The 21,880-nt window shown below is 60.8% G+C and carries 20 protein-coding genes; 12 read left to right on the top strand and 8 right to left on the bottom strand.

Annotated elements, in window-relative coordinates; genetic code table 11:
- The gene (gene rsd, locus DA373_RS14855; protein ID WP_107853065.1) at positions 1 to 465 is read right to left on the bottom strand and encodes a sigma D regulator; all 465 of its coding nucleotides are present in this window, start codon (positions 463 to 465) and stop codon (positions 1 to 3) included.
- 178 nt (positions 466 to 643) lie between these two features.
- On the opposite strand from rsd, the gene hemE reads away from it, so the two are divergent.
- Positions 644 to 1,711: a uroporphyrinogen decarboxylase gene (gene hemE / locus DA373_RS14850; protein WP_107853064.1), complete on the top strand. Its 1,068-nt coding sequence runs from the start codon at positions 644 to 646 to the stop codon at positions 1,709 to 1,711.
- A 45-nt stretch (positions 1,712 to 1,756) separates the two neighbouring features.
- Here the strand turns inward: hemE and mepM are convergent, their stop codons facing one another.
- Both mepM and DA373_RS14840 read right to left on the bottom strand, forming a co-directional pair.
- Positions 1,757 to 3,106, bottom strand: coding sequence for a murein DD-endopeptidase MepM (gene mepM, locus DA373_RS14845; protein WP_107853063.1), 1,350 nt, complete (start codon positions 3,104 to 3,106; stop codon positions 1,757 to 1,759).
- Positions 3,107 to 3,294: 188 nt separating this feature from the next.
- On the bottom strand, positions 3,295 to 4,383 hold the full coding sequence (locus DA373_RS14840) for a zinc ABC transporter substrate-binding protein (protein ID WP_107853062.1): 1,089 nt from the start codon (positions 4,381 to 4,383) through the stop codon (positions 3,295 to 3,297).
- An 85-nt stretch (positions 4,384 to 4,468) separates the two neighbouring features.
- Here DA373_RS14840 and znuC point away from each other — a divergent pair, with 85 nt between their 5' ends.
- On the top strand, positions 4,469 to 5,206 hold the full coding sequence (gene znuC / locus DA373_RS14835) for a zinc ABC transporter ATP-binding protein ZnuC (protein WP_107853061.1): 738 nt from the start codon (positions 4,469 to 4,471) through the stop codon (positions 5,204 to 5,206).
- Entirely contained in the window at positions 5,196 to 5,984 is a 789-nt protein-coding gene (znuB, locus tag DA373_RS14830; RefSeq protein WP_107853060.1) for a zinc ABC transporter permease subunit ZnuB, read from the top strand. Before znuC ends, znuB begins: the two co-directional genes overlap by 11 nt.
- A 114-nt stretch (positions 5,985 to 6,098) precedes the next feature.
- On the opposite strand, the gene DA373_RS14825 is transcribed toward znuB, so the two are convergent.
- Together DA373_RS14825 and DA373_RS14820 are read right to left on the bottom strand one after the other, a co-directional pair.
- On the bottom strand, positions 6,099 to 6,671 hold the full coding sequence (locus DA373_RS14825; protein ID WP_107853059.1) for a uracil-DNA glycosylase family protein: 573 nt from the start codon (positions 6,669 to 6,671) through the stop codon (positions 6,099 to 6,101).
- Complete coding sequence (locus tag DA373_RS14820) at positions 6,671 to 7,615, bottom strand: D-2-hydroxyacid dehydrogenase (RefSeq protein WP_107853058.1); 945 nt, start codon at positions 7,613 to 7,615, stop codon at positions 6,671 to 6,673. Before DA373_RS14820 ends, DA373_RS14825 begins: the two co-directional genes overlap by 1 nt.
- A gap of 149 nt (positions 7,616 to 7,764) precedes the next feature.
- Between DA373_RS14820 and DA373_RS14815 the strand changes: the two genes are divergently transcribed.
- Positions 7,765 to 8,346, top strand: coding sequence for a YjaG family protein (locus DA373_RS14815; RefSeq protein ID WP_107853057.1), 582 nt, complete (start codon positions 7,765 to 7,767; stop codon positions 8,344 to 8,346).
- A gap of 70 nt (positions 8,347 to 8,416) precedes the next feature.
- Here DA373_RS14815 and DA373_RS14810 read toward each other — a convergent pair whose 3' ends face one another.
- A complete protein-coding gene (locus DA373_RS14810) occupies positions 8,417 to 8,890 on the bottom strand; it encodes a MarR family winged helix-turn-helix transcriptional regulator (RefSeq protein ID WP_094201821.1) in 474 nt (157 codons plus the stop codon).
- 173 nt (positions 8,891 to 9,063) lie between these two features.
- Here DA373_RS14810 and hutC point away from each other — a divergent pair, with 173 nt between their 5' ends.
- On the top strand, positions 9,064 to 9,771 hold the full coding sequence (hutC, locus tag DA373_RS14805) for a histidine utilization repressor (RefSeq protein WP_107853056.1): 708 nt from the start codon (positions 9,064 to 9,066) through the stop codon (positions 9,769 to 9,771).
- Positions 9,772 to 9,861: 90 nt separating this feature from the next.
- Here the strand turns inward: hutC and DA373_RS14800 are convergent, their stop codons facing one another.
- Positions 9,862 to 10,398 (bottom strand): YaeQ family protein, encoded by a 537-nt coding sequence (locus tag DA373_RS14800; protein WP_107853055.1) that lies wholly within the window; start codon positions 10,396 to 10,398, stop codon positions 9,862 to 9,864.
- Between the two features lie 104 nt (positions 10,399 to 10,502).
- Positions 10,503 to 11,813, bottom strand: coding sequence for a YjiH family protein (locus DA373_RS14795; protein WP_107853054.1), 1,311 nt, complete (start codon positions 11,811 to 11,813; stop codon positions 10,503 to 10,505).
- A gap of 178 nt (positions 11,814 to 11,991) precedes the next feature.
- Between DA373_RS14795 and hutI the strand changes: the two genes are divergently transcribed.
- The 7 genes from hutI to DA373_RS14760 all read left to right on the top strand — a co-directional run bounded on the left by hutI (position 11,992) and on the right by DA373_RS14760 (position 21,601).
- On the top strand, positions 11,992 to 13,194 hold the full coding sequence (gene hutI / locus DA373_RS14790) for an imidazolonepropionase (RefSeq protein WP_107853053.1): 1,203 nt from the start codon (positions 11,992 to 11,994) through the stop codon (positions 13,192 to 13,194).
- Complete coding sequence (hutG, locus tag DA373_RS14785) at positions 13,191 to 14,120, top strand: formimidoylglutamase (protein WP_107853052.1); 930 nt, start codon at positions 13,191 to 13,193, stop codon at positions 14,118 to 14,120. Before hutI ends, hutG begins: the two co-directional genes overlap by 4 nt.
- A 13-nt stretch (positions 14,121 to 14,133) precedes the next feature.
- A complete protein-coding gene (gene hutU / locus DA373_RS14780) occupies positions 14,134 to 15,816 on the top strand; it encodes a urocanate hydratase (RefSeq protein WP_107853051.1) in 1,683 nt (560 codons plus the stop codon).
- 19 nt (positions 15,817 to 15,835) lie between these two features.
- The gene (gene hutH, locus DA373_RS14775) at positions 15,836 to 17,368 is read left to right on the top strand and encodes a histidine ammonia-lyase (protein WP_107853050.1); all 1,533 of its coding nucleotides are present in this window, start codon (positions 15,836 to 15,838) and stop codon (positions 17,366 to 17,368) included.
- A gap of 175 nt (positions 17,369 to 17,543) precedes the next feature.
- The gene (locus tag DA373_RS14770; protein ID WP_107853072.1) at positions 17,544 to 19,658 is read left to right on the top strand and encodes a TonB-dependent receptor family protein; all 2,115 of its coding nucleotides are present in this window, start codon (positions 17,544 to 17,546) and stop codon (positions 19,656 to 19,658) included.
- Between the two features lie 119 nt (positions 19,659 to 19,777).
- Positions 19,778 to 20,455: a metal-dependent hydrolase gene (locus DA373_RS14765; RefSeq protein WP_107853049.1), complete on the top strand. Its 678-nt coding sequence runs from the start codon at positions 19,778 to 19,780 to the stop codon at positions 20,453 to 20,455.
- Positions 20,456 to 20,497: 42 nt separating this feature from the next.
- Complete coding sequence (locus DA373_RS14760; RefSeq protein WP_107853048.1) at positions 20,498 to 21,601, top strand: phosphoribosylaminoimidazolesuccinocarboxamide synthase; 1,104 nt, start codon at positions 20,498 to 20,500, stop codon at positions 21,599 to 21,601.
- The last annotated feature ends 279 nt before the right edge of the window (positions 21,602 to 21,880 follow it).

The raw sequence follows: 21,880 nt of genomic DNA, 5'->3' as shown, positions 1-21,880 counted from the left end.
TCAGGCGGGGGTGCTGGTATCCAGGTGATCCACCAGATCGATGGCCGATACCAGCCGGTCTTCCAGGGCAAAACGTTCTTCCAGCAACTCGCCCAGCCGGTTCAGATCCTGATCCAGCTCCAGCAGGGTGTCTTCATCGGCCTGAGTGTACTTGTCGTGAAAGTTGAGAGCGTCATCCGTGTTGCGCTTGATGCGCGGATAGATGCGTTCCGCCAGCACCCGGGCATTACCTTGTGAGGCCTCATAGGCCGCCAGCACGTGGTCGTAGATTTCAAAATGTCCGGCCGAAACATAGTCGACCAGCTGGCCGCAGAATTCGTGCAGTTCGTCTTGTGAAGGCAGTGTCTGGTGAGTGGAAAGGCGAATATATTCAACGAGCAGGGCCTGGCGGGCGTTAAGAAAGGCGTCCAGTGCCTTGTGAATGCCGCCAAGTCTGGCTTTGGTCTGTTCCAGTTTCCCGAGCATGGTTCCCTCCGTGGGCTGCCTGATGGGCTCAGTCACTATAAGTAAAGAAAAGTCACGCCCCGGTCAATAGCCGGTGACGATTTAGTGACCGTTTTGCCCCGGCTCCCGGCTTTTTCGCGTTCCCGGACTGTGATGGTACAATGCGACTAAATTTTGCCACCCGATGCGGAACGACGGAATGAAATCACTCAAGAATGATACCTATCTACGCGCCCTGTTACGCCAGCCTACCGACTATACCCCGGTATGGATGATGCGTCAGGCCGGCCGCTACCTGCCGGAATACAAGGCCACCCGGGCCCAGGCCGGTGACTTTATGTCGCTGTGCCGCAACGCCGAGCTGGCCTGTGAGGTCACCCTGCAGCCGCTGCGCCGTTTTCCGCTGGACGCGGCCATTCTGTTTTCCGATATTCTGACCATTCCCGATGCCATGGGACTGGGTCTTTACTTTGAAACCGGCGAAGGCCCTCGTTTTGAGCGGCCGGTGACCTGTGCCGCCGATGTGGCGCGTATCGGTATTCCCGATCCGGAAGGCGAGCTGGGCTATGTGATGAACGCGGTGCGCACCATTCGCCGCGAGCTGCAGGGTGAGGTACCGCTGATCGGTTTCTCCGGCAGCCCCTGGACCCTGGCCACCTATATGGTGGAAGGCGGCAGCTCCAAGGCCTTTACCAAAATCAAGAAGATGATGTATGCCGAGCCGCAGACCCTGCACGCCCTGCTCGACAAGCTGGCCGACAGTGTCACCAGCTACCTTAACGCTCAGGTGGCGGCAGGCGCCCAGTCGCTGATGATTTTCGACACCTGGGGCGGCGTACTGACCCCGCGGGACTATAATGACTTCTCGCTGCAGTATATGGCCAAGATTGTGGATGGCCTGACCCGCGAGGCCGACGGCCGCCGGGTGCCGGTGACTCTGTTCACCAAGAACGGCGGCCAGTGGCTGGAGGCCATCGCCGCCACCGGCTGCGACGCCGTGGGCCTGGACTGGACCATCAATATCGCCGACGCCAAGCGCCGGGTGGGCGACAAGGTGGCGCTGCAGGGCAACATGGATCCGTCCATGCTCTATGCCTCGCCCGCGCGCATTGAGCAGGAAGTGGCTGGCATTCTGGAAGGCTTTGGCCATGGCCCTGGCCATGTGTTCAACCTGGGCCACGGTATTCACCTGGATGTGGATCCGGAGCACGCCGGCGCCTTTATCGAATCGGTACACCGGCTGTCGCGGCCCTATCACGCCGGGTAAAAAAAAGCGCCGAATGGCGCTTTTTTTATGCAAGACGGAAGCTTGTCAGCCGGCGGCAAGCTGGTGCTTGAGCTGTTTTACCCTGACCAGAAACTGCTGACGGGCATTGCCGGTCAGACCTTCAGCCATGGGCAGCTTGACCTGCATGGGATCCACCTGCCGGTTGTTGACCAGAAACTCGTAGTGCAGGTGCGGACCGGTGGAGCGGCCGGTATTGCCCGACAGGGCAATGCGCTGGCCCCGGCGTACCTTGTCGCCCGGCTTGACCAGAAACTTGCTCAGGTGCAGGAAGCGGGTGGTGTATTTGCGGCCATGGCGAATCACCAGATAGTTGCCGGCCAGGCGGTGGTGTACTGCCTTGACCACCACGCCGTCGCCCGGCGCCAGTACCGGTGTGCCCACCGGCACGGCAAAGTCGGTGCCCTTGTGCGGGCGAACACGACCGGTGACCGGGTGCTTGCGGTGCAGGTTGAAGCTGGAGCTGATACGGGAGTGGTGCTTCAGCGGAATGCGTACAAAACCGCGTTCCATGCTGTTGCCCTCGGCATCGTAGAAGTTGCCGTCTTCATGACGAAACGCCTGATAGCTGCGGCCACTATTGACGATTTCCACCGCCTGCAGCTCGGCCTTGCCGGTGTTCTGGCCTTCCACAAACTCGCGCTTGACCACCACCCTGAAGGTATCGCCTTGGCGCAGATCCCGTGCAAAGTTGAGTTGCCACTGAAACAGGTTGGCAATTTTCTGGATCTGGCCGGCAGAGAGTCCGGCGCTGCGGGCGCTGAGGTAGAAGCTGCCATTGATGGTGCCATTAAGACTGCGGCTTTCCCAGTGACTTTCCTCGGTTTTCAGCCGGCTCTGGTAGCCTTCTCCACTGCGGCTGAAAATACGGGTGTGCATAATGTCCCGCTGGATCTTGAATTCCTGCAGCAGGTTGTCTTCATCGATCAGCAGATACAGGGTCTGGCCGGGCCGAAGACCGTCGAGCACCCGGTTTTCGTCGGCATCCAGCAGCTTGTACATGGTGGACAGGGGGAGTCCCAGACCGTTGAAAATGGTGCTCAGGGTGTCGCCATTCTGCACCACGTATTCCTGCCACTCGGGTTCGCTGGCAGCGATTTCATCCAGGGCGTCCACCGGTTCGGCGGCGCCGATGTCATCGTCGGGCAGGGCATAAAATTCGGTGCTGTCGACCTGCTCCTGTTGTTGCTGCGGTACGTGCAGGCTGGCCGGTATGCTGATGCGCACTGGCCTGTCCATCAGTTCGCCAGGAGAGGGGATCAGGGCTGCGGTAGTGAGAGTCAGGCCACTGAGCAGAAGAATGCCGTACAGGTGACGTCTGGGCAGGGGAGAGGGCATGTCCTGTAATCTGCTTTGTATCGGGCGGAGAAAATTCATCCGGATTACCTGTGCCTGTAAATAACTACACGATGCATTAATGGCCGCTTTACCTGTCAGTTTTATAACTAAAAGGTATAAAAGTGGCTTTTTGGTTACAAAATGGCCCGCGATATCACGGGCCACCGAGGTTAGTGCATCACTCGATAGGAAAGTTCGGCATTATACAAAAATTCGTTACCGAGTGTTTATCTTTCATTCAGCAAACAGGCGGCCATATCGTCAGCCAGCTTGAGCATAAAGCGGAAATAGCCATCGGGCCCCTTTTCAATGTCAGTGGCCAGGGGATCCAGTACCGCTACCCGGGCCTGAGTACCGCGTATCACGGCATTGACCACGGCCGGCCGAAACTGGGGTTCGGCAAACACGCATTCGGCACTGGCCTGCTTGAGAGCCTGATGAATGCGGGCGACGGTCTGGGCGCCGGGGGCCCGCTCCGGGCTGACGGTGAAATGGCCGAGAGAAGGAATATCGTAGTGTTCTTCCCAGTAGCCATAGGCATCGTGAAACACGAAGTAACCCTTGTTCCGGGCCGGGGTCAGGCGCTCGGTGACTCGCTTGTCGGTGTCGGCCAACTGTGACTCAAAACGAGCCAGGTTTTGTTGATAGCGATCAAGGTTGGCCGGATCCAGCTCGCCCAGGCGGGTGGCGATCAGCCGGGCGATGCGCAGACCCTTGTGGGGATCCAGCCAGATATGGGGATCCCGGCCACCGTGATCGTGGCCATGATGCTCGTCATCGGCATCATGAGCATCAGCCTGATGCTGAGTGATCACGATTTTACCGTTATCATGGTGGCCAGCTTCATGATGCTCATCGTCATGATGTGCGTCATGCTCATGATGCCCATCGTTATGATGTGCGTCATGCTCATGATGCCCATCGTCATGATGTTCGTCCCGCTCGTGGTGTCCATCGTCATGATGTTCGTCATGCTCGTGATGCTCATCGTCATGATGTTCATCTTCATGATGCTCAGGAGGCAGCGCCGCCATCAGTGCCAGACTGTTGTTGCGCTCGCTCAGCAGGGGGGTAAGGAAACCTTCCAGCTCGGGCCCTACCCAGATCACCAGATCCGCCTTCTCGATGCGACGAAGGTCCGAGGGCTTGAGAGCATAGTCATGGGGGGAGGTACCTGGTTTGAGCAGCAGCTCTGCCGGTTCGCCGCCTTCGGTAATGGCATTGGCAATGAGTTGCAGCGGCTTGACGGTGGTAAGCACTTCAACGGCGCTGGCCTGGCTGCCGAGCAGCAGGGTAAGAAAAAGCAGGGCTCTCATGGGAATACTCTGATGGTGGTGAATGGAATTTGCCGGATTGAGAATGTTATAATATTACAAATATTGAAGTAAAGGCGCATTGCGAATGACCAAACTGGTAGAGCTGACCGAGGTCGGTCTGGAGGCGGACGGCAACGTCATTCTGGATCGAATATCCCTGAGCCTGCATCGTGGCGAGATCCTCACTGTGGTCGGCCCCAACGGCGCCGGCAAGAGTTCGCTGATTAAACTGGTGCTGGAGCTGTGTCAGGCCAGCCGGGGAACGCTGTGGCGCAAACCGGGCCTGCGGGTGGGCTATGTACCCCAGAAGCTGCACCTGGATCCTGTGTTGCCGCTGACGGTGGCACGTTTTCTCAGTCTGTCCCGCGGCCGCCGGCTGACCGTAGCCCAGGCGCTGTCGCGCGTCGGCGCAGAGCGGCTGGCCGAGCGGGCCATGCAGGCGCTCTCGGGCGGCGAAATGCAGCGCATTCTTCTGGCCCGGGCCCTGATGATGGCCCCCGAGCTGCTGATCCTCGACGAGCCGGCCCAGGGGGTGGATGTGCACGGTCAGACCGAGCTGTACGCCCTGATCCAGCAACTGGCCGGTGAGCTGCAATGCGGTGTGCTCATGGTATCCCACGATCTGCACCTGGTGATGGCTAGTACTCACAGGGTGATTTGCCTTAACCGCCACGTGTGCTGCCACGGCGAGCCCGAGCAGGTGGCGCGCCATCCGGAATTCGCCCGCCTGTTCGGTCGCCCCGAGCTGGCCCAGCTGGCGGTATATACCCACCATCATGACTGCGACGATGAACACCACGGAGATGTACGCCATGTGGGATAGTTTTCTGCTTTATGCCCTGCTGGCGGGACTGGGTATTGCCCTGCTGGCCGGCCCTCTGGGCAGCTTTGTGGTATGGCGGCGCATGGCCTATTTCGGTGATACCCTGGCCCATTCGTCATTGCTGGGGGTGGCCATGGGGCTGCTGTTGCAAATCAACCTGACCCTGTCGGTGCTGGTGGCCTGCCTGGTGCTGGGGGTAATACTGGCGACATTGCAGCGGAGCAGCCGGCTGGGCACCGACACCCTGCTCGGTATTCTGGCTCATACGGCGTTGTCGCTGGGGCTGGTGGCGCTGGCCTTTATGGACAATATCCGGGTCGATCTGATGGCCTACCTGTTCGGGGATCTGCTGGCGATACAGAGTTCGGATCTGGTCTGGATCTACGGCGGTGGTGCCCTGTTACTGCTGGTGCTGCGCAAATTCTGGACCCCGCTGTTGTCCATTACCGTGAGTGAAGATCTGGCCCGGGTTGAAGGCGTGCCGGTGGAGCGAATGCGGCTGCTGTTGCTGCTGATGATCAGTGTGCTGATCGCGGTGGCGATGAAGTTTGTGGGCGCGCTGATCATCACCTCGCTGCTGATCATTCCCGCCGCCACCGCCCGCCGCTTCAGCCGCACCCCCGAGCAGATGGCCGCTCTGGCCTCGGGCATTGGCATGCTGGCCGTGCTCGGCGGCCTGCAGTTGTCGGTCAGCTACGACACGCCCACGGGACCGTCCGTGGTGGCCGCCGCCGCCACCCTGTTTCTGCTGTCTCAGGTAGTGCCCAAGCGAAGCTGATGAAAAGTGCGGAGCGAATTCAGTAGATTGGGATGAGTTTTACGAATCCCAACATTTCAGCAGCCTGTTTGCTGTTGTGAATTCGCTTCGCTCATCGCCAACCTACTTCGGCTTTCAGTTTTTCAGGACGTCGTGCACCCGGGCCCGCAGGGCAGGCAGCTCCTCTCGCTCAAACCAGGGATTTTGCATCAGCCAGCGGCGGTTGCGGGGCGAGGGGTGGGGCAGGGGCAAACGGTCCGGCGCAAAGTCCCGCCAGTGGCGTACCGTTTCGGTGAGAGTAGGGTAACGTTTGCCCAGATAATAACGCTGGGCGTACTGGCCGATCAGCAGCGTCAGCCGAATATTTGGCAGGGCCGCCAGAATGCGCTCATGCCAGGTGGGGGCGCATTCGGGCCGGGGGGGAAGATCGCCGCTTTTGCCCCGGCCGGGGTAACAGAATCCCATGGGCATAATGGCGACCTGCTCAGGGTCGTAAAACACTTCACGGCTGACCTGCAGCCAGCGGCGCAGGGTATCGCCGCTGGGGTCATTCCAGGGAATGCCGGTTTCATGCACCCGGGTGCCCGGCGCCTGACCGATGATCAGAATGCGCGCGCCTTTACCCAGCTGCACCACCGGACGGGGGCCGAGGGGCAGGTGTGCCTCGCACAGCCGGCAGGCGCGTATTTCTGCAAGCAGCCTGTCCATCAGTAACCCAGATCGAAGTTCACCACCCCTTCCATGGTTTTGCCTTCAATAAACTTCAGGTAGTTGCGGCTGAACCGGGTCACGATTTGATCCGGAAAGCTGTAGCCCGAATTGTGGGGGGTGATCACCACGTTGGGCATGTCCCACAGCGGGCTGCTCTCGGGCAGCGGCTCGGTGGCGAACACATCGAGTATGGCGGCGCCGATGCGGCCGGTGCGCAGGCAATGCAGCAGGGCGGTTTCATTCACCGCATCACCCCGGCCCACATTAAAGAAAATCACACCGGGCTTGATATGGTTGAGGCGCTGTTCATCAAACAGGTTACGGGTTTCGGGGGTGGAGGGCAGTACGCTCACCACCACATCGGCCTGGGGCAGCACCTTGTTCAGCGCCGGCGGCTGGAAGGTGCGGTCAAAGTTGGGGGCCTCGCGACCGGTGCGGCTCATGCCCAGCACCTGCATGCCAAAGTGGCGGGCGGTGCCGGCCACATGCTGGCCAATGCTGCCGGTACCCAGGATCAGCATGGTTTTGCCCGCCAGGCTCTGGTAGGGAATGGGCTGCCAGTTGTGATGACGCTGTTGTTCCCGGTAGTGGCGCAGGTGGCGGTTGATCGACAGCAAATGGGCAAACACATACTCGCTTACCAGCGGGCCGAAAATGCCCCGCACATTGGTCAGCTGATAATCCTGGCGGGTGCCCGGACTCAGCAGCACATCCACGCCGGCATAGGTGGACTGCACCCACTTGAGCTCCCGGGCTTGCTTCAGCCAGGGGCGAATGCGGGCGGGCTCGCCCAGCAGAATGTCGGCCCGCTCCAGGCCGGCGCGTATCTCGTTGTCATTGCCGGGCATCAGTACGGTCAGGCCCGGCAGGTAGGCCTTGCTCAGCAGATCCCGGTAGTGATGATTGTCCTGGCTGAGCAGCAGCAGAGTATGATTGGCCATACCTGTTCTCCTTGAAATGGGGTGTTCGCCGGTTTTGTGAGACAATGACACAGAGAAAATCTTATACCAGAGTTTCCTCCGCAAACTGTGAGCCTGAAGATAAACGGCGCGCAAGTAAACGGGGCAACCCCAACCACAAGGAATCTCGCGTGTTCGGCGATAAATTTTATAAAAAACTCAACAAGCTCTCGCCCTGGCAGCAAACCGTGTTTGCGCTGGCGCTGGCGGAGCGCATGTACCCCAACTACCGGCTGTTTGCCGATACCGCCGGCTTTGGCAGCGGGGATCGCTTTCGCCAGTGTCTGGACGTGCTCTGGACCTACCTGACGGTAAAGGGGTCCCGGGTGGATTTGTCTGCCGAGCTGGAGTCGTTCGAGAATTTTATTCCGGATCCGAACAAATTTGAATCCTATGGTGCCTGGCCGGCCCTGGATGCCTGCGTGGCGCTGGGGGCGGCCTATAATTCGGTGATCTGCCGCATCGGTGAAGAAGCGCAGGAAGCCAGCAGTGCCTCACTGGGCACGGTGGCCGGTTTTGCCGAGCTGATGGCGGAGCGGGAGCTGGAAGAGCAGGAGCTCTACGAGCATGAGCTGATGGAAGCGGAAATGGAATTTCAGGTGGAGCTGCTGGAGCGGGTGGCGCAGCCCCGGGAAGCCGATGCCATTCTGGCGGTACGGGATTTCGCCGCCCAGGACGGCGTGTCCAATATCGGCATCAGCCTGGACGCCTGATTCACTGGGCAAAGTGTGAGGCAAGGGCCAATGTTTGCTTCTCTCCTCACACCTTACTCCTCACGGCCTCCTACTCGTGCAGCAGACTGCCCACCTGCAGCAGGGGCGCCACGTCCAGATCGTGTGCATTCATCATCGAGGAAATGCGCTGTACCGATGACAGCAGCAGGTTCTGCTCCCATTCTTCCAGGGATTGAAAGCGCTGAATAAAGCTTTCCTGCAGAGGCCGCGGGGCGGTTTTCAGCTTGTCCACACCGGCCTCGGTGAGCACCGCATGCACCTTGCGCTTGTCGGTCTGGCTGCGCTCCCGGCGTACCAGCTGCTTTTGCTCCAGCCGGTCGATAATGGTGGTGGCGGTAGCCTGACTCATGTTGGTGGCCTGGGCCAGCTTGCGCATGGTGATGTCGCCGTGCTCGCGAATGGCCTGCATCAGCAGCAGCTGCGGCCCGGTGAGGCCCGACGCCTTGCTGAGCTGGCGGGAATGGAGATCGATGGCGCGGATGATCTGGCGCAGGGCTACCAGTACCTCTTCATGTTTTTCCACTATCTACCTGTCTGTATTCTCTGATGATGGGGGCATGCTTAAATCGCGCGCACCATAGCGCAAAACCGTGTGGGTTAAAAGTCCTGCCCGGGATCCGCTTCATGGTTTGAACACCTGCAACCGTGACTCAGCGGTAATTGTATGTACAATTGAATGTCAACGCAGGAGGCCAAGTGACCCAGTCGATTCCCCTTTATCAGCAGATCAAGCAGCATATTCTGGCCCGTATCGAGTCGGGGGAATACCCGCTGCATCAGCAGATCCCGCCCGAGCAGGAGCTGGCCGGTCAGTTCGGCGTAAGCCGCATGACCGCCCACAAGGCCATTCGCGATCTGGTGCAGGAGGGCTACCTGATGCGCCGGGCCGGACTGGGCACCTTTGTCACCGAGCCCAAGGCGGAATCGCCCCTGGCGGATATCAACAATATCGCCGATGAGGTACGCAGCCGGGGCCATGACTACACAAACAGAGTGCTGGTGCTGGACAGCCGCCGGGCCGACGAGGAAGTGGCCCTGAACATGGGCATGCGGCTCAATTCAAAGGTGTTTCATTCTGTGCTGGTGCACCTGGAAAACGGCGTGCCCATTCAGGTGGAAGAGCGCTTTGTTAATCCCCAGCTGGCGCCGGGCTATCTGCAGTGCGATTTTAACCGCCAGACCCCCAATGCCTACCTGGTGCAGCAGTGCCCGCTGTCTGATCTGGAGCATATTGTTGAGGCCCGGCTGGCGCCGGCCAACATCAGCGACTGGCTGCAGATTTCCCCGGAGCAACCCTGCCTGCTGGTGACCCGGCGGACCTGGTCGCTGAATCAGCTGGTGAGCTTTGCCCGCCTCTGGCATCCCGGCAATCGCTACAAGCTGAGATCAACGTTGAAGCTTTAGGGACTAGGGACTAGGGACTAGGGACTAGGGACTAGGGACTAGGGACTGGGGATTAGCTATTCCCTATTCCCCAATCCCCATTCCCCGGTTTTACCGCCAGCGGGTCAGCTGCAGATCCAGGCTGTGGCTGCCGTCGGTGAGCTGAATTTCCTCGTCCTGCAGGGTGGCGAACAGGTCCATGCTGCGCTGGCACAGTTCACCGAGTTGCGCCGGTTGCGGATCCGCCAGATGAAAGATCTCCAGTCTCGGCAGCTGGCCCAGCTCTACCTTGTGCTTGCTCCACCACTCATCGGCGCTGCGGCCGCCATAGCTGTAAATCACCACTCGCTCGGCCCGGGACAGGGCCTGCTTGATACGTTTGACGCTGGGCTCACCCAGCTCCACCCACAGCACAATGCGGCCGTCGGGAGCCTTTTGCCACAGCTCGGGCTCGTCGTCGGTGCTGAGCCCCTTGGTAAAGGCCAGGTCTTCGCCGGCGTGGCGCATAAAGGCCAGCAGCCGCACCATCAGGCGAATGTCGGTTTCGGAAGGATGCTGAGCCACGGTCAGGCTGTGGGCCTCATAATAGTGGCGGGTCAGATCACTGATATTGATGCGCACCTTGCGCAGAGTGGCGGAAAGGGCCATGAGCGGGTTCCGTGTAAAAGCGCATATAGTAACGGCAAGTGGATCGCCGGGCCATGAAAAAGCCCGTCTTCAGACGGGCCTGGTTGCAATAAACCGCCCCTGGCTCAGGGCGCGATCAGCATGGCCACGGGAATGGCCAGCAGCAGGCTCAGAAAGGCGCGTATAAACCAGATAAGTACCAGGGTACCCACCTTGAGCGGAATGCGGGTGGCCAGAATGCAGGGAATGGACGCCGAGAAAAACAGCACCGACGACACGCACACCACGCCGGCGGCAAAACGGGCCACAAAGTCGGCCTCGGCCATCAGCAGCGCCGGCAGAAACATTTCCGCCAGACCCGAGGCGGTGGCCCGGGACAGTGCCATGCCCTGTTCCAGCCCCCATATCTGGGTGGCCGGGTAGAACAGGTAGCCCAGCCAGTCGAACAGCGGTGTGTATTTGGCCACCAGCAGCCCGATCAGTCCCACCGACATAATCGACGGCAGTATGCTGATGGTCATCACCAGGCCGTCGCGAAAGTTCTCCAGCACATTGCGGGGCAGGGAAGGGGCCCGCTCGGCCACCTGCAGGCCGTTTTGCCAGGCCACGGCCAGACGCTGGCCCGGCTCACCCACCGGCTCCCGGTGTTCGGCGCTGTCGTCCATGGTCGACAGCGGCGGCAGCCGCACCGTAATGGCGGTTACCACAAAGGTGATCACCAGAGTCAGCCAGAAGTACTGATTCCAGATATCCATCAGGTCCAGGGTCTTGGCCACAATGATCATAAAGGTGGCGGACACGGTGGAAAAACCGGTGGCGATAATGGCGGCTTCCCGGGCGGAATAATGTCCGGCGCTGTAAACCCGGTTGGTGATCAGCAGACCGATGGAATAGCTGCCCACAAAGGAGGCCACCGCATCAATGGCCGAACGCCCCGGGGTACGCCAGATCGGGCGCATCAGCTTCTGCACCAGAATGCCGATGGCCTCCAGCAGACCATAGCCCACCAGAAACGCCAGAAATACCGAGCCGACCGGCACGATCAGCCCCACCGAAATCACCAGCTTGTTAAACAGAAAGGGCAGCATGTCCGGCGTCTGCAAAGCGGCGGGGCCCATGCCGGTCAGGGCCAGCGCACCGGCGATTACGCCGAGCCACTTCAGCCCCAGAAAGATGCGGTCGGTCAGGCTGCGCCGCCAGTGACCGGTGACCAGCGGATAGATGGCGCCCGCCAGTATTATGGCCATGGCATACCAGCCGGCCCCGCTTTCCCCCAGTGCCGTGCGCAGCCAGCCCACCATGTGATCGAGTGGAATGCTGGTTTTGTCATTCAGGGTGACGGGAATAAAAAAGATAAAAATACCCACGGCGCTCAGCCCCAGCAGGCGCAAGGATGCCTTCAGTGAGGTGCGGGATCCGGTGGTGGCGTACTGCATAAAACTACCTCCATGTGAACAGATACCAATGTATATACATAACCGTCACTATTGTTAATGTTCTGTTTGTTTATGATGTGATCCTTGTCAATAAATGGATTGTTTTTGTATTTTGGTCTTGCCGAACATTTGGTTTAGATTTAAATGTATATACAAATATTCCTGCAAGGAGCCTGTCATGTCACAACCGGATCGCCTCTGGATCAACGTCACCCTGTTTGACGGCCTGAGCGCCGCCGCCGAGCCCATGGCGGTAGCGGTAAAAAATGGCCTGATCGAGCGGGTGTGCCCCATGAGCGAGCTGCCGGCTGCTGAGCGTGCCGGCGAGATCATCGACGCCCAGGGCCGGGTGCTGACCCCGGGACTGGTGGACTGCCATACCCATCTGGTGTTTGGCGGCAGCCGGGCCGGCGAGTTTGAAGCCCGGCTCGAAGGCAAAAGCTATGAAGAGATCGCCCGTGCCGGCGGCGGCATTATCAGCACGGTGCGAGCCACCCGCGCGGCCAGTGAAGACGAGCTCTATCAGGCTGCCCTGCCGCGCCTTGAGGCGCTGATGGCCGAGGGCGTGACCACGGTGGAGATCAAGTCCGGTTACGGCCTGACCGTGGAAGACGAACTCAAGATGCTGCGGGTGGCCCGTCGTCTGGGCCGTGAGCGGCCGGTGCGGGTGGTGACCACCCTGCTGGGGGCCCATGCCCTGCCTCCGGAATACAAGGACGATGCCGACGGCTATATCGAGCTTGTGTGCAACCGCATGATCCCGGCTGCGGCCGCCGAAGGGCTGGCGGATGGGGTGGATGTGTTCTGCGAGGGCATCGGCTTTTCGGTGGCCCAGTGCCAGCGGGTCTATGCCGCCGCCAAGGCTCATGGTCTGGCCATCAAGGGCCACACCGAGCAGCTGTCCAATCTCGGCGGCAGCGCCGCCGCCGCCCGGGCCGGGGCCTTGTCGGTGGATCATATCGAATATCTGGATGAGGCCGGCGTACAGGCCCTGGCCGAGGCCGGCACCGTGGCTACTCTGCTGCCCGGCGCCTTTTACATACTGCGCGAAACTCAAGTGCCGCCCGTTGAACTGCTGCGCCGCCATGGCGTGCCCATGGCCCTGGCCACCGATGCCAACCCGGGCACCTCGCCGATTTTCAGCCTGCGGCTGATGCTGAACATGGCCTGCACCCTGTTCCGGCTCACGCCACAGGAGGCCCTGAGCGGGGTCACCGCCCACGGTGCTCAAGCCCTGGGGCTACAGCAGCAGATCGGGCGCATCGCTCCCGGCCTGCGGGCGGATCTGTGCCTGTGGAACACCAGCAACCCGGCGGAGCTGGCCTACAGTGTGGGTCTGCCGACCCTGAATCAACGCATGGTAGCGGGAGAGCCGGCATGAATATCGACATGAGCAACTGGAGCGGGCGTACCGATCCGGAAACCAACAGCCCGCGCTGGCACCAGCGAGTACAGCCCCTGACCGGGAGCGCGGCCCCGGGCACCGCCCTGGTGGGCTTTTGCAGTGACGAAGGCGTGCGCCGCAACAAGGGCCGGACAGGTGCCGCCGGCGGCCCGGCAGCGATGCGCCGGGCCCTGGGTCCGCTGGCCTGGCACCAGAGTGCGCCGGCCTATGATGCCGGAGACGTGGTGTGTCGGGGCGAGGATCTGGACGGCGCTCACCGGGCGCTGGCGGAGCGGGTAGCGCAAATGCTGGCATCCGGCCATTTTCCCATCGTGATGGGCGGCGGGCACGAGGTGGCGTTTGGCTCCTGGAGTGGCCTGGCACAGCATCTGGAAACGCAGGATGAATGCCCTCGTATCGGCATCATCAATTTCGACGCCCATTTCGATCTGCGGGATCCGCAGTTTGTGGTGTCGTCGGGCACCCCCTTTGCCCAGATCGCCAACGCCTGCGAGCAGAAGGGCTGGCCCTTTGCCTACGCCTGTCTGGGCGTGAGCCGGGCCGCCAATACCCAGGCGTTGTTTGAACGGGCCGGGCAACTGAATGTGCTGGTACGGGAAGACAGGGCCATGACCGCCGCCGCTCTGCCGGCGCTGGTCGAGGATCTGAATGACTTTATGGCGGGCTGCGATCACCTTTATCTGACCGTGGACATCGATGTCTTTCCCGCCGCCCAGGCTCCCGGCGTGAGTGCGCCGGCGCCCCGGGGCGTGGGGCTGGAGGTGATCGAGCCCCTGATTGAACACATACGCGCCAGCGGCAAGCTGCGGCTGGCGGATCTGGCAGAACTCAATCCCGAGTACGACGTGGACGGCCACACGGCCCGTCTGGCGGCTCGGTTGATCCATACACTGACACTGTAAGAGGGAAATTTTCATGTCTCAGCACAACAACCGTCACGATTCCAGCCGCGTGATCAAGGCGCCCACCGGTGTCAATAAAATCTGCAAAAGCTGGCTCACCGAGGCCGCCTACCGCATGCTGCACAACAACCTGCACCCGGATGTGGCCGAGCGCCCCGAGGATCTGGTGGTGTATGGCGGCATCGGCCGCGCCGCCCGCAACTGGCCCTGCTTTGATCGCATTGCCGAGGTGCTGACCCGGCTGGAAGACGATGAAACCCTGCTGATCCAGTCCGGCAAGCCGGTGGGCGTGTTCAAGACCCACGCCGATGCCCCCAGAGTGCTGTTGGCCAACTCCAACCTGGTGCCCCACTGGGCCAACTGGGAGCACTTTAACGAGCTCGATAAAAAGGGCCTGATGATGTACGGCCAGATGACCGCCGGATCCTGGATCTACATCGGCTCTCAAGGGATTGTGCAGGGCACCTACGAAACCTTTGTGGCCATGGCCAAGCAGCACTTCAACGGCGACGCCAAAGGCCGCTGGATCCTTACCGGTGGTCTGGGCGGCATGGGTGGCGCCCAGCCCCTGGCCGCCACCATGGCCGGCTTCAGCTGTATTGCGGTGGAATGTGACGAAACCCGTATCGACTTCCGCCTGCGCACCCGTTATGTCGACAAAAAGGCCTACAGCCTGGATGAAGCCCTGGGGATGATCGACGAGGCCAAGGCCAGAGGCGAGGCGGTGTCCGTGGGCCTGCTCGGCAACTGCGCCGACATCTTCCCCGAGATCGTTGAGCGCGGCATTGTGCCCGACGTCACCACGGATCAGACCAGCGCCCACGATCCCCTGAACGGCTATCTGCCGAAAGGCTGGACCATGGAATACGCCGCCGAGATGCGCCTGAAGGACGAAGCCGCGGTGGTGGATGCCGCCAAGGAGTCCATGGCCATTCAGGTGCGCGCCATGCTGGCGCTGCAGGCGCGGGGCTCGGCCACCACCGACTACGGCAACAACATTCGTCAGATGGCCAAGGAAAAGGGTGTTGAGAACGCCTTTGATTTCCCGGGCTTCGTACCGGCCTATATTCGTCCGCTGTTCTGCCAGGGCATAGGCCCGTTCCGCTGGGTGGCGCTGTCCGGGGATCCGGAAGACATCTACAAGACCGACGCCAAGGTGAAGGAGCTGATCCCCGATGATCCGCACCTGCACAACTGGCTCGACATGGCCCGGGAGCGGATCAGCTTTCAGGGACTGCCGGCGCGGATCTGCTGGGTGGGCCTCAAGGATCGTGCCCGTCTCGGCCGGGCCTTTAACGACATGGTCAAAAACGGCGAGCTCAAGGCGCCCATCGTCATTGGCCGGGATCACCTGGACTCCGGCTCGGTGGCCAGCCCCAACCGGGAAACCGAAGCCATGCAGGACGGCTCCGATGCGGTCTCCGACTGGCCGCTGCTGAACGCCCTGCTGAACACCGCCGGCGGCGCCACCTGGGTGTCGCTGCATCACGGTGGTGGTGTGGGCATGGGCTTCAGCCAGCACTCGGGCGTGGTCATCGTGGCAGACGGCACCGAGGCCGCCGATGCCCGCCTGGCCAGAGTGCTGCGCAACGATCCGGGCACAGGCGTGATGCGACATGCCGATGCCGGTTATGATATCGCCATCGACTGCGCCCGCGAGCAGGGCCTGGATCTGCCCATGGTTAATCAGGATTGAGCAACAAGGACTGAGCACGATGAACACACTGACCATCAACCCCGGAAAAATGACCCTGGCGCAAATGCGCCAGGCCTATGAGCAGCCGGTCAAGCTGAGCCTGGATCCATCCACCCATGGCGCCATTCAGGCCTCAGTGGACTGTGTTAACCGCATGGTGGCGGAAGATCGCACCGTGTATGGCATCAACACCGGTTTTGGCCTGCTGGCCAATACCCGCATCAAACCCGAGGATCTGGAAACCCTGCAGCGCTCCCTGGTGCTGTCTCACGCCACCGGCCTGGGGGAACTGGTCAGCGACGAGCTGGTGCGGCTGATTATGGTGCTCAAGATCAACGGCCTGGCCCGGGGCTTTTCCGGCATTCGCCTGGAAGTACTGGAGGCCCTGATGGCCCTGGTCAACCATGAGGTCTACCCCTGCATTCCCGGCAAGGGATCCGTGGGTGCTTCCGGGGATCTGGCGCCTTTGGCGCACATGAGCTGTGTGCTGCTGGGCGAAGGCCATGCCCGTTATAAAGGCGAGATCATCAGCGCCGGCCAGGCGCTGGAGATCGCCGGGCTCAAGCCCATGGGGCTGGCCCCCAAGGAGGGCCTGGCGCTGCTCAACGGCACTCAGGTGTCCACCGCCTTTGCCCTGCGCGGCCTGTTTGAGGCGGAAGATCTGTTCGCCGGCGCCATTGCCGTGGGCGGCCTGACGGTGGAAGCGACCCTGAGTTCTCGCCGGCCGTTCGATGCCCGCATTCACGACGTGCGTGGCCAGCGAGGGCAGATCGACGCCGCCGCCGCCTATCGCCATGTGCTGGGAGAGGCCAGCGAGATCAGCCGTTCCCACGTGAATTGCGCCAAGGTGCAGGACCCTTACTCCCTGCGCTGCCAGCCCCAGGTGATGGGGGCCTGCCTGACCCAGTTGCGTCAGGCCGCCGAGGTGCTGCTGATTGAAGGCAATGCCGTGTCCGACAACCCCCTGGTGTTTGCCGACGACAACGACGTGATTTCCGGCGGCAACTTCCACGCCGAGCCGGTGGCCATGGCCGCCGATAACCTGGCGCTGGCCATTGCCGAAATCGGATCCTTAAGCGAGCGTCGGGTCTCCCTGATGATGGACACCCATATGTCGGGGCTGCCGCCCTTTCTGGTGGAAAACGGTGGGGTCAACTCCGGCTTTATGATCGCTCAGGTGTCGGCGGCGGCACTGGCCTCCGACAACAAGGCGCTGGCGCACCCGCATTCGGTGGACTCGCTGCCCACCTCCGCCAACCAGGAAGACCATGTGTCCATGGCTCCCAACGGCGGTCGCCGGCTGTGGGACATGGTGGAAAACACCCGGGGCGTGCTGGCCATCGAATGGCTGGCGGCCTGTCAGGGACTGGACTTCCGTGGCGGCATGAAGACCACAGAGCGGCTGGAACAGGCACGCCGGACCCTGCGCGAACGGGTGAGCTACTACGACAAGGACCGCTTCTTTGCTCCGGATATCGAGCAGGCCAACGCCCTGCTCAAGGACAATGTGCTCAGCCATCTGGTGCCGGTAGGACTGCTGCCCAGCCACTGAGCCGGCTATAACAGAGTCACACCAACAAAAGAGGAGCACATGCTCCTCTTTTTCTTTATTGGGCGCTGTCTGCGCTGGGTCATAAAAAGTGAAAAAAGTTCAATTTTTTATTGAAAAAGGCAGGGGCATAAAAAACAATACGCAAACCTTAATTATTCTCATTTGGTTTTATTTTATGTCATCTGCAAGGAAAGTGAAGTCGGCCGGCTTCTGCCGTCGTCCTCTTAGCATGTTTGTCAGCCTGGCGCTGATGCCCGTCATGCCTCTGGCCGCCGCAGAAGTGGCCAGCACCCAGCTGGATCAGATAGTGGTGGAAGGGGACTGGCTGGGCACCCCCGACAAGGAGTCCGTCAAGACGTATACCGGTGCCCGCAATGTGGTGGACAGCGAAGAACTGCACGAGCGCGGTGCCCTTAACCTGGAAGATGCCCTGCGCCGAGTGCCCGGCATTCAGGTGCTGGATGAAACCGGTACCGGCATTCTGCCCAATATCGGCGTACGCGGCCTGAACCCGCTGCGCAGCGAGCGGGTGCAGCTGCTGGTGGACGGCTACCCGGTGGCCATTGGCCCCTACACCAACGTGGGCGTATCGCTGTTTCCGGTGACCCTGCCCAGCCTGGAGGCGGTGGACATCGCCCGGGGCGGCGCCGCCGTGCACTATGGTCCCAACAACGTGGGCGGCGTGCTCAACCTGGTGACCAAACCCATTCCCAATCAAATGGAGCAGACCCTGCGCGAGCGGCTGCTGATCGCCGAAGACACCGGCCATGTGCTTACCGACACCTATTACCGGGCCGGCGGCTTTGTGACCGACAACCTGGGCCTGCAGTTTCAGGCCAACCTGCAAAAGGGCAATGGTTTTCGGGATCATTCCGCCACCGAGGTGCAGAACTACATTCTGGATGCGGACTACTTCGCCGATGAGATCAACGAGTTCAGGGCCCAGCTGCAGTATTACGATGTGACCGCCGATCTGCCCGGCGCCCTGAGCCCCACCGCCTATGAGGCCGACCGCAACCAGTCCCAGCGCCCTCACGATGGCTATGATGCCGATATGTGGCGGGGCACTCTGACCTGGATCCATACCCCGAGCGACGACCTGGAATTCCAGTGGCGCAATTTTGCCCATCGGGCAGACCGGACTTTCTTCTTTGGCCAGGACTCTACCGACTGGGACAACTGGAGTGATCCTGCCAACCCCTCCACCGTTGTAGCCGACTCGCCCCGCATTTTTAATGTCTATGGCACCGAGCCGCGGGTGACCAGACAGCTGGGCAACCATACCCTGATGCTGGGCGGCCGTTATGTGCGGGAAGAGGTGGAATTTGACGTCAACCGCCTGACCCTGGCCGATGGCAGTTACAACGACCATGTGCGGGACTGGGATTTCACCACCAATGCCTATGCCGCCTATATCAGCGATACCATCAAGCTATGGGATGAGCGTCTGACCATTACCCCTGGCATTCGCTATGAGGAAGTGCGTACCGACTGGGTAGATGAAAAGCCAGGGAATGGTAACAAAACCGACAGCAATAATGTCAGCGCCTGGCTGCCCGGCCTGACCGTTGGTCTGCAGGCCACCGAGCAGGTATTCCTGTTTGCCAATGCCCAGCGCTCCCTGGTGCCGGTACAGACCGCTCAGGTGACCGAGGAAGGTGAGTTTGCCAACGAAACCGCCTGGAACTATGAGCTGGGCGCTCGCTGGCAGCTAACCGACAGCCTGGAAACCAGCGCTACTCTGTTCCGTATCGACTACGAGGATCAGATCCATTATAACAAGGCCCTGAGCCGGTACGAGAGCTTGGATGAGACCCGCCAGCAGGGCATTGAGCTGGAAGGCCGCTGGCAGGCAACCGATACGCTGGCCCTGGGCCTGGGCTATACCTTCCTGGATACCGAGCAACTGAATGACAGCAAGTCCAGTGTGGCGGGCAATGAGCTGCCCAACGCACCGCGCCACCATATGAGCGCCGATGCCGTTTACCACACCGGCCTGTGGACCGCCAGCGCCAGTGCGCACTATGCGTCCGAGAGCTTCAGCGATGCCGCCAATACCGTTGAGGAAACGCCCAACGGCAGTAAAGGCGAGCTGCCGGCCTACACCCTGGTCAACACTCGCCTGGGTCGGGATATTCCCTTGGGCAACGACATGACCCTGAACGTGGGCCTGGGGGTGAACAACCTGCTGGATGACGATGCCTATTTCCGCGGCGCCGATGTCAGCCCCATTGGCCGCGTGCCCATGCCTGGCCGTACCTATATGCTGGAAGGCCAGCTCAGTTTCTGATCCGGACAATTCGGGTCGCATTCTTGCACTACTTCAGGGGCTGCCTCGGCAGCCCCTGTTTTTTTATCCAGTACCCCCGTGCTAGACTCGGTTTTTTGTTGACGCCGGGAATGTTGTCGATGGCGAATTTCAGAACCCATATGCAGGTGGCCAGTACGGTCAGCGGTCTGCTGGCCGCCGGCATGGTGTGGGCCGGTGAGGCCTCGTTAACCGAGGGCTGTCTGTTGTGGCTGGCGGGCAGCCTGGGTGGCATATTGCCGGACATGGACTCGGACTCTTCCCGCTCCATTCATATTGTGTTCCGGCTGTTCGGGGCCCTGGCGGCCATTCTGGTACTGCTGTATGGCCGGCAACACCTTGCCCTGATCGATACCCTGGTGCTGGGGGCGCTGGCCTATGGTCTGATGCGCTATCCGTTGTGCTGGGTCTTTGCCCGCTTTACCGTGCACCGGGCCAGCCTGCACTCGCTGCTGGCCAATGCCGTGTTTGGCCTGTTATCTGTGGTCGTGGCGGACCGGCTGTTCGGACTGGACGCAGACATGGCCTGGTTCACCGGCCTGTTTGTGGTGCTTGGTGCCTGCATTCACCTGCTGCTGGACGAGCTTTACAGCATCGATCTGGAAGGGCGCCGCATCAAGAAGTCCTTTGGCACCGCGCTCAAGCTCATCGAGTGGCCGGCGCCCCTGCCCAACCTGCTGCTGCTGGCACTGTTGGGTGCCGGCTGGTGGCTGGCGCCGGCGCAGCCCGACCTTGGTGTGCTGCTGGCGCGGCTATTGCCGGTTTCTCACATCTGGTAGAATGGCGGCGCTTTAATACCCCCCATACACAGGACACAAGTGATGAGCCTCGCAGACAAGGTTTTGGCCGTTAATAATGACCTTCCCATTCGAACCCGCCAGCCGGTGCACAGCGGCAAGGTGCGCTCCGTTTACTGGCTGACCGAAGAAGACAGCCGCCGGCTGATTAAGGAAAAAGGCTACAAGGTCGCCCCCGATGCGCCCCTGGCGATCATGGTGATCAGTGACCGCATCTCCGCCTTTGACTGCATCTGGCGCGGCGAAGAGGGCCTTAACGGCGTACCCGGCAAGGGCGCGGCGCTCAACGCCATCTCCAATCACTGGTTCCGCCTGTTCAAGGAGCAGGGCCTGGCCGACAGCCATATTCTCGACATTCCCCATCCCTTTGTGTGGATCGTACAGAAAGCCACGCCGGTAAAAATCGAGGCCATCTGCCGTCAGTACATCACCGGCTCCATGTGGCGCAGCTATGAAAAGGGCGAGCGGGAGTTCTGCGGCATTCGTCTGCCCGAGGGCCTGAAGCGGGATCAAAAGCTGCCCGAGCTGCTGATGACCCCCTCTACCAAGGGCGTTCTCAAGGGCATTCCCGGCGTGCCGGAAGCGGACGACGTCAATATTACCCGCCAGAATATTGAAGACAACTTCGCCGCCTTTAACTTCAGAAGCCGGGACGATATCGCCCTCTATGAACGGCTGCTGAAGGAAGGCTTTGATGTCATCAGCAACGAGCTGGCGAAGATCGATCAGATCTTCGTGGATACCAAGTTCGAGTTCGGCTATGTCACCGACGATCAGGGCAATGAAAAGCTGATCTACATGGACGAGGTGGGCACTCCTGACTCGTCCCGCATCTGGGACGGCCCGGCCTACCGGGAAGGCCGCATTGTGGAGAACTCCAAAGAGGACTTTCGCCAGCTGCTGCTCAAGTATTTTCCCGATCCGGACATTCTGCTCAACAAGGAGCGCATGGACGAACGGGAAGCCCTGGCCGAGAACAACGCCCTGCCGGTAGACGTACTGATGAAAATATCCAGCACCTATGTGGGCATCGCCGAGAAGATCACCGGCCAGAAGCTGGAGCTTTCCGACAACCCCAAGGCCGATATTATCGCCATTCTGCGCGACCAGTACGGCCTGGTGGATTAACCTTGTAGACCCGGCGTTAGCCGCGGCTGAAAGCGGGCAGAGGTGCAGCATGACGCATCTTTGCCCGAATAAATTCGGGCCTACATTGCCCTCCTTGCAAGCATTGGCCTGGTAGTCGAGCAGCGGGGCGGGCCTCAACACAAGCTGTTTGCTAGGTGGCGTTCTCAATTAGTGTAAACTCCTACCGATAGCCACTTGCATCAGGGCCTTCGGAGTGTAAATGAGTGAGCGTACAGTACTGAGAGATGACCAGTGGGAACGGATCAAGGACTTGCTTCC

The sequence above is a fragment of the Oceanimonas marisflavi genome (assembly GCF_003049725.1).
GTDB classification, from domain to species: Bacteria; Pseudomonadota; Gammaproteobacteria; order Enterobacterales; family Aeromonadaceae; genus Oceanimonas; species Oceanimonas marisflavi.
Note: the sequence above shows the minus strand (reverse complement) of the source record. Positions and strands in the feature narration are given on the sequence as shown.

Excerpts from the sequence above, each read along its gene's own strand:
- rsd (WP_107853065.1), bottom strand. The coding sequence starts at position 465 with ATGCTCGGGAAACTGGAACAGACCAAAGCCAGACTTGGCGGCATTCAC.
- hemE (WP_107853064.1), top strand. The coding sequence starts at position 644 with ATGAAATCACTCAAGAATGATACCTATCTACGCGCCCTGTTACGCCAG.
- mepM (WP_107853063.1), bottom strand. The coding sequence starts at position 3,106 with ATGAATTTTCTCCGCCCGATACAAAGCAGATTACAGGACATGCCCTCT.
- DA373_RS14840 (WP_107853062.1), bottom strand. The coding sequence starts at position 4,383 with ATGAGAGCCCTGCTTTTTCTTACCCTGCTGCTCGGCAGCCAGGCCAGC.
- znuC (WP_107853061.1), top strand. The coding sequence starts at position 4,469 with ATGACCAAACTGGTAGAGCTGACCGAGGTCGGTCTGGAGGCGGACGGC.
- znuB (WP_107853060.1), top strand. The coding sequence starts at position 5,196 with ATGTGGGATAGTTTTCTGCTTTATGCCCTGCTGGCGGGACTGGGTATT.
- DA373_RS14825 (WP_107853059.1), bottom strand. The coding sequence starts at position 6,671 with ATGGACAGGCTGCTTGCAGAAATACGCGCCTGCCGGCTGTGCGAGGCA.
- DA373_RS14820 (WP_107853058.1), bottom strand. The coding sequence starts at position 7,615 with ATGGCCAATCATACTCTGCTGCTGCTCAGCCAGGACAATCATCACTAC.
- DA373_RS14800 (WP_107853055.1), bottom strand. The coding sequence starts at position 10,398 with ATGGCCCTTTCCGCCACTCTGCGCAAGGTGCGCATCAATATCAGTGAT.
- DA373_RS14795 (WP_107853054.1), bottom strand. The coding sequence starts at position 11,813 with ATGCAGTACGCCACCACCGGATCCCGCACCTCACTGAAGGCATCCTTG.
- hutI (WP_107853053.1), top strand. The coding sequence starts at position 11,992 with ATGTCACAACCGGATCGCCTCTGGATCAACGTCACCCTGTTTGACGGC.
- hutG (WP_107853052.1), top strand. The coding sequence starts at position 13,191 with ATGAATATCGACATGAGCAACTGGAGCGGGCGTACCGATCCGGAAACC.
- hutU (WP_107853051.1), top strand. The coding sequence starts at position 14,134 with ATGTCTCAGCACAACAACCGTCACGATTCCAGCCGCGTGATCAAGGCG.
- hutH (WP_107853050.1), top strand. The coding sequence starts at position 15,836 with ATGAACACACTGACCATCAACCCCGGAAAAATGACCCTGGCGCAAATG.
- DA373_RS14770 (WP_107853072.1), top strand. The coding sequence starts at position 17,544 with ATGTCATCTGCAAGGAAAGTGAAGTCGGCCGGCTTCTGCCGTCGTCCT.
- DA373_RS14765 (WP_107853049.1), top strand. The coding sequence starts at position 19,778 with ATGGCGAATTTCAGAACCCATATGCAGGTGGCCAGTACGGTCAGCGGT.
- DA373_RS14760 (WP_107853048.1), top strand. The coding sequence starts at position 20,498 with ATGAGCCTCGCAGACAAGGTTTTGGCCGTTAATAATGACCTTCCCATT.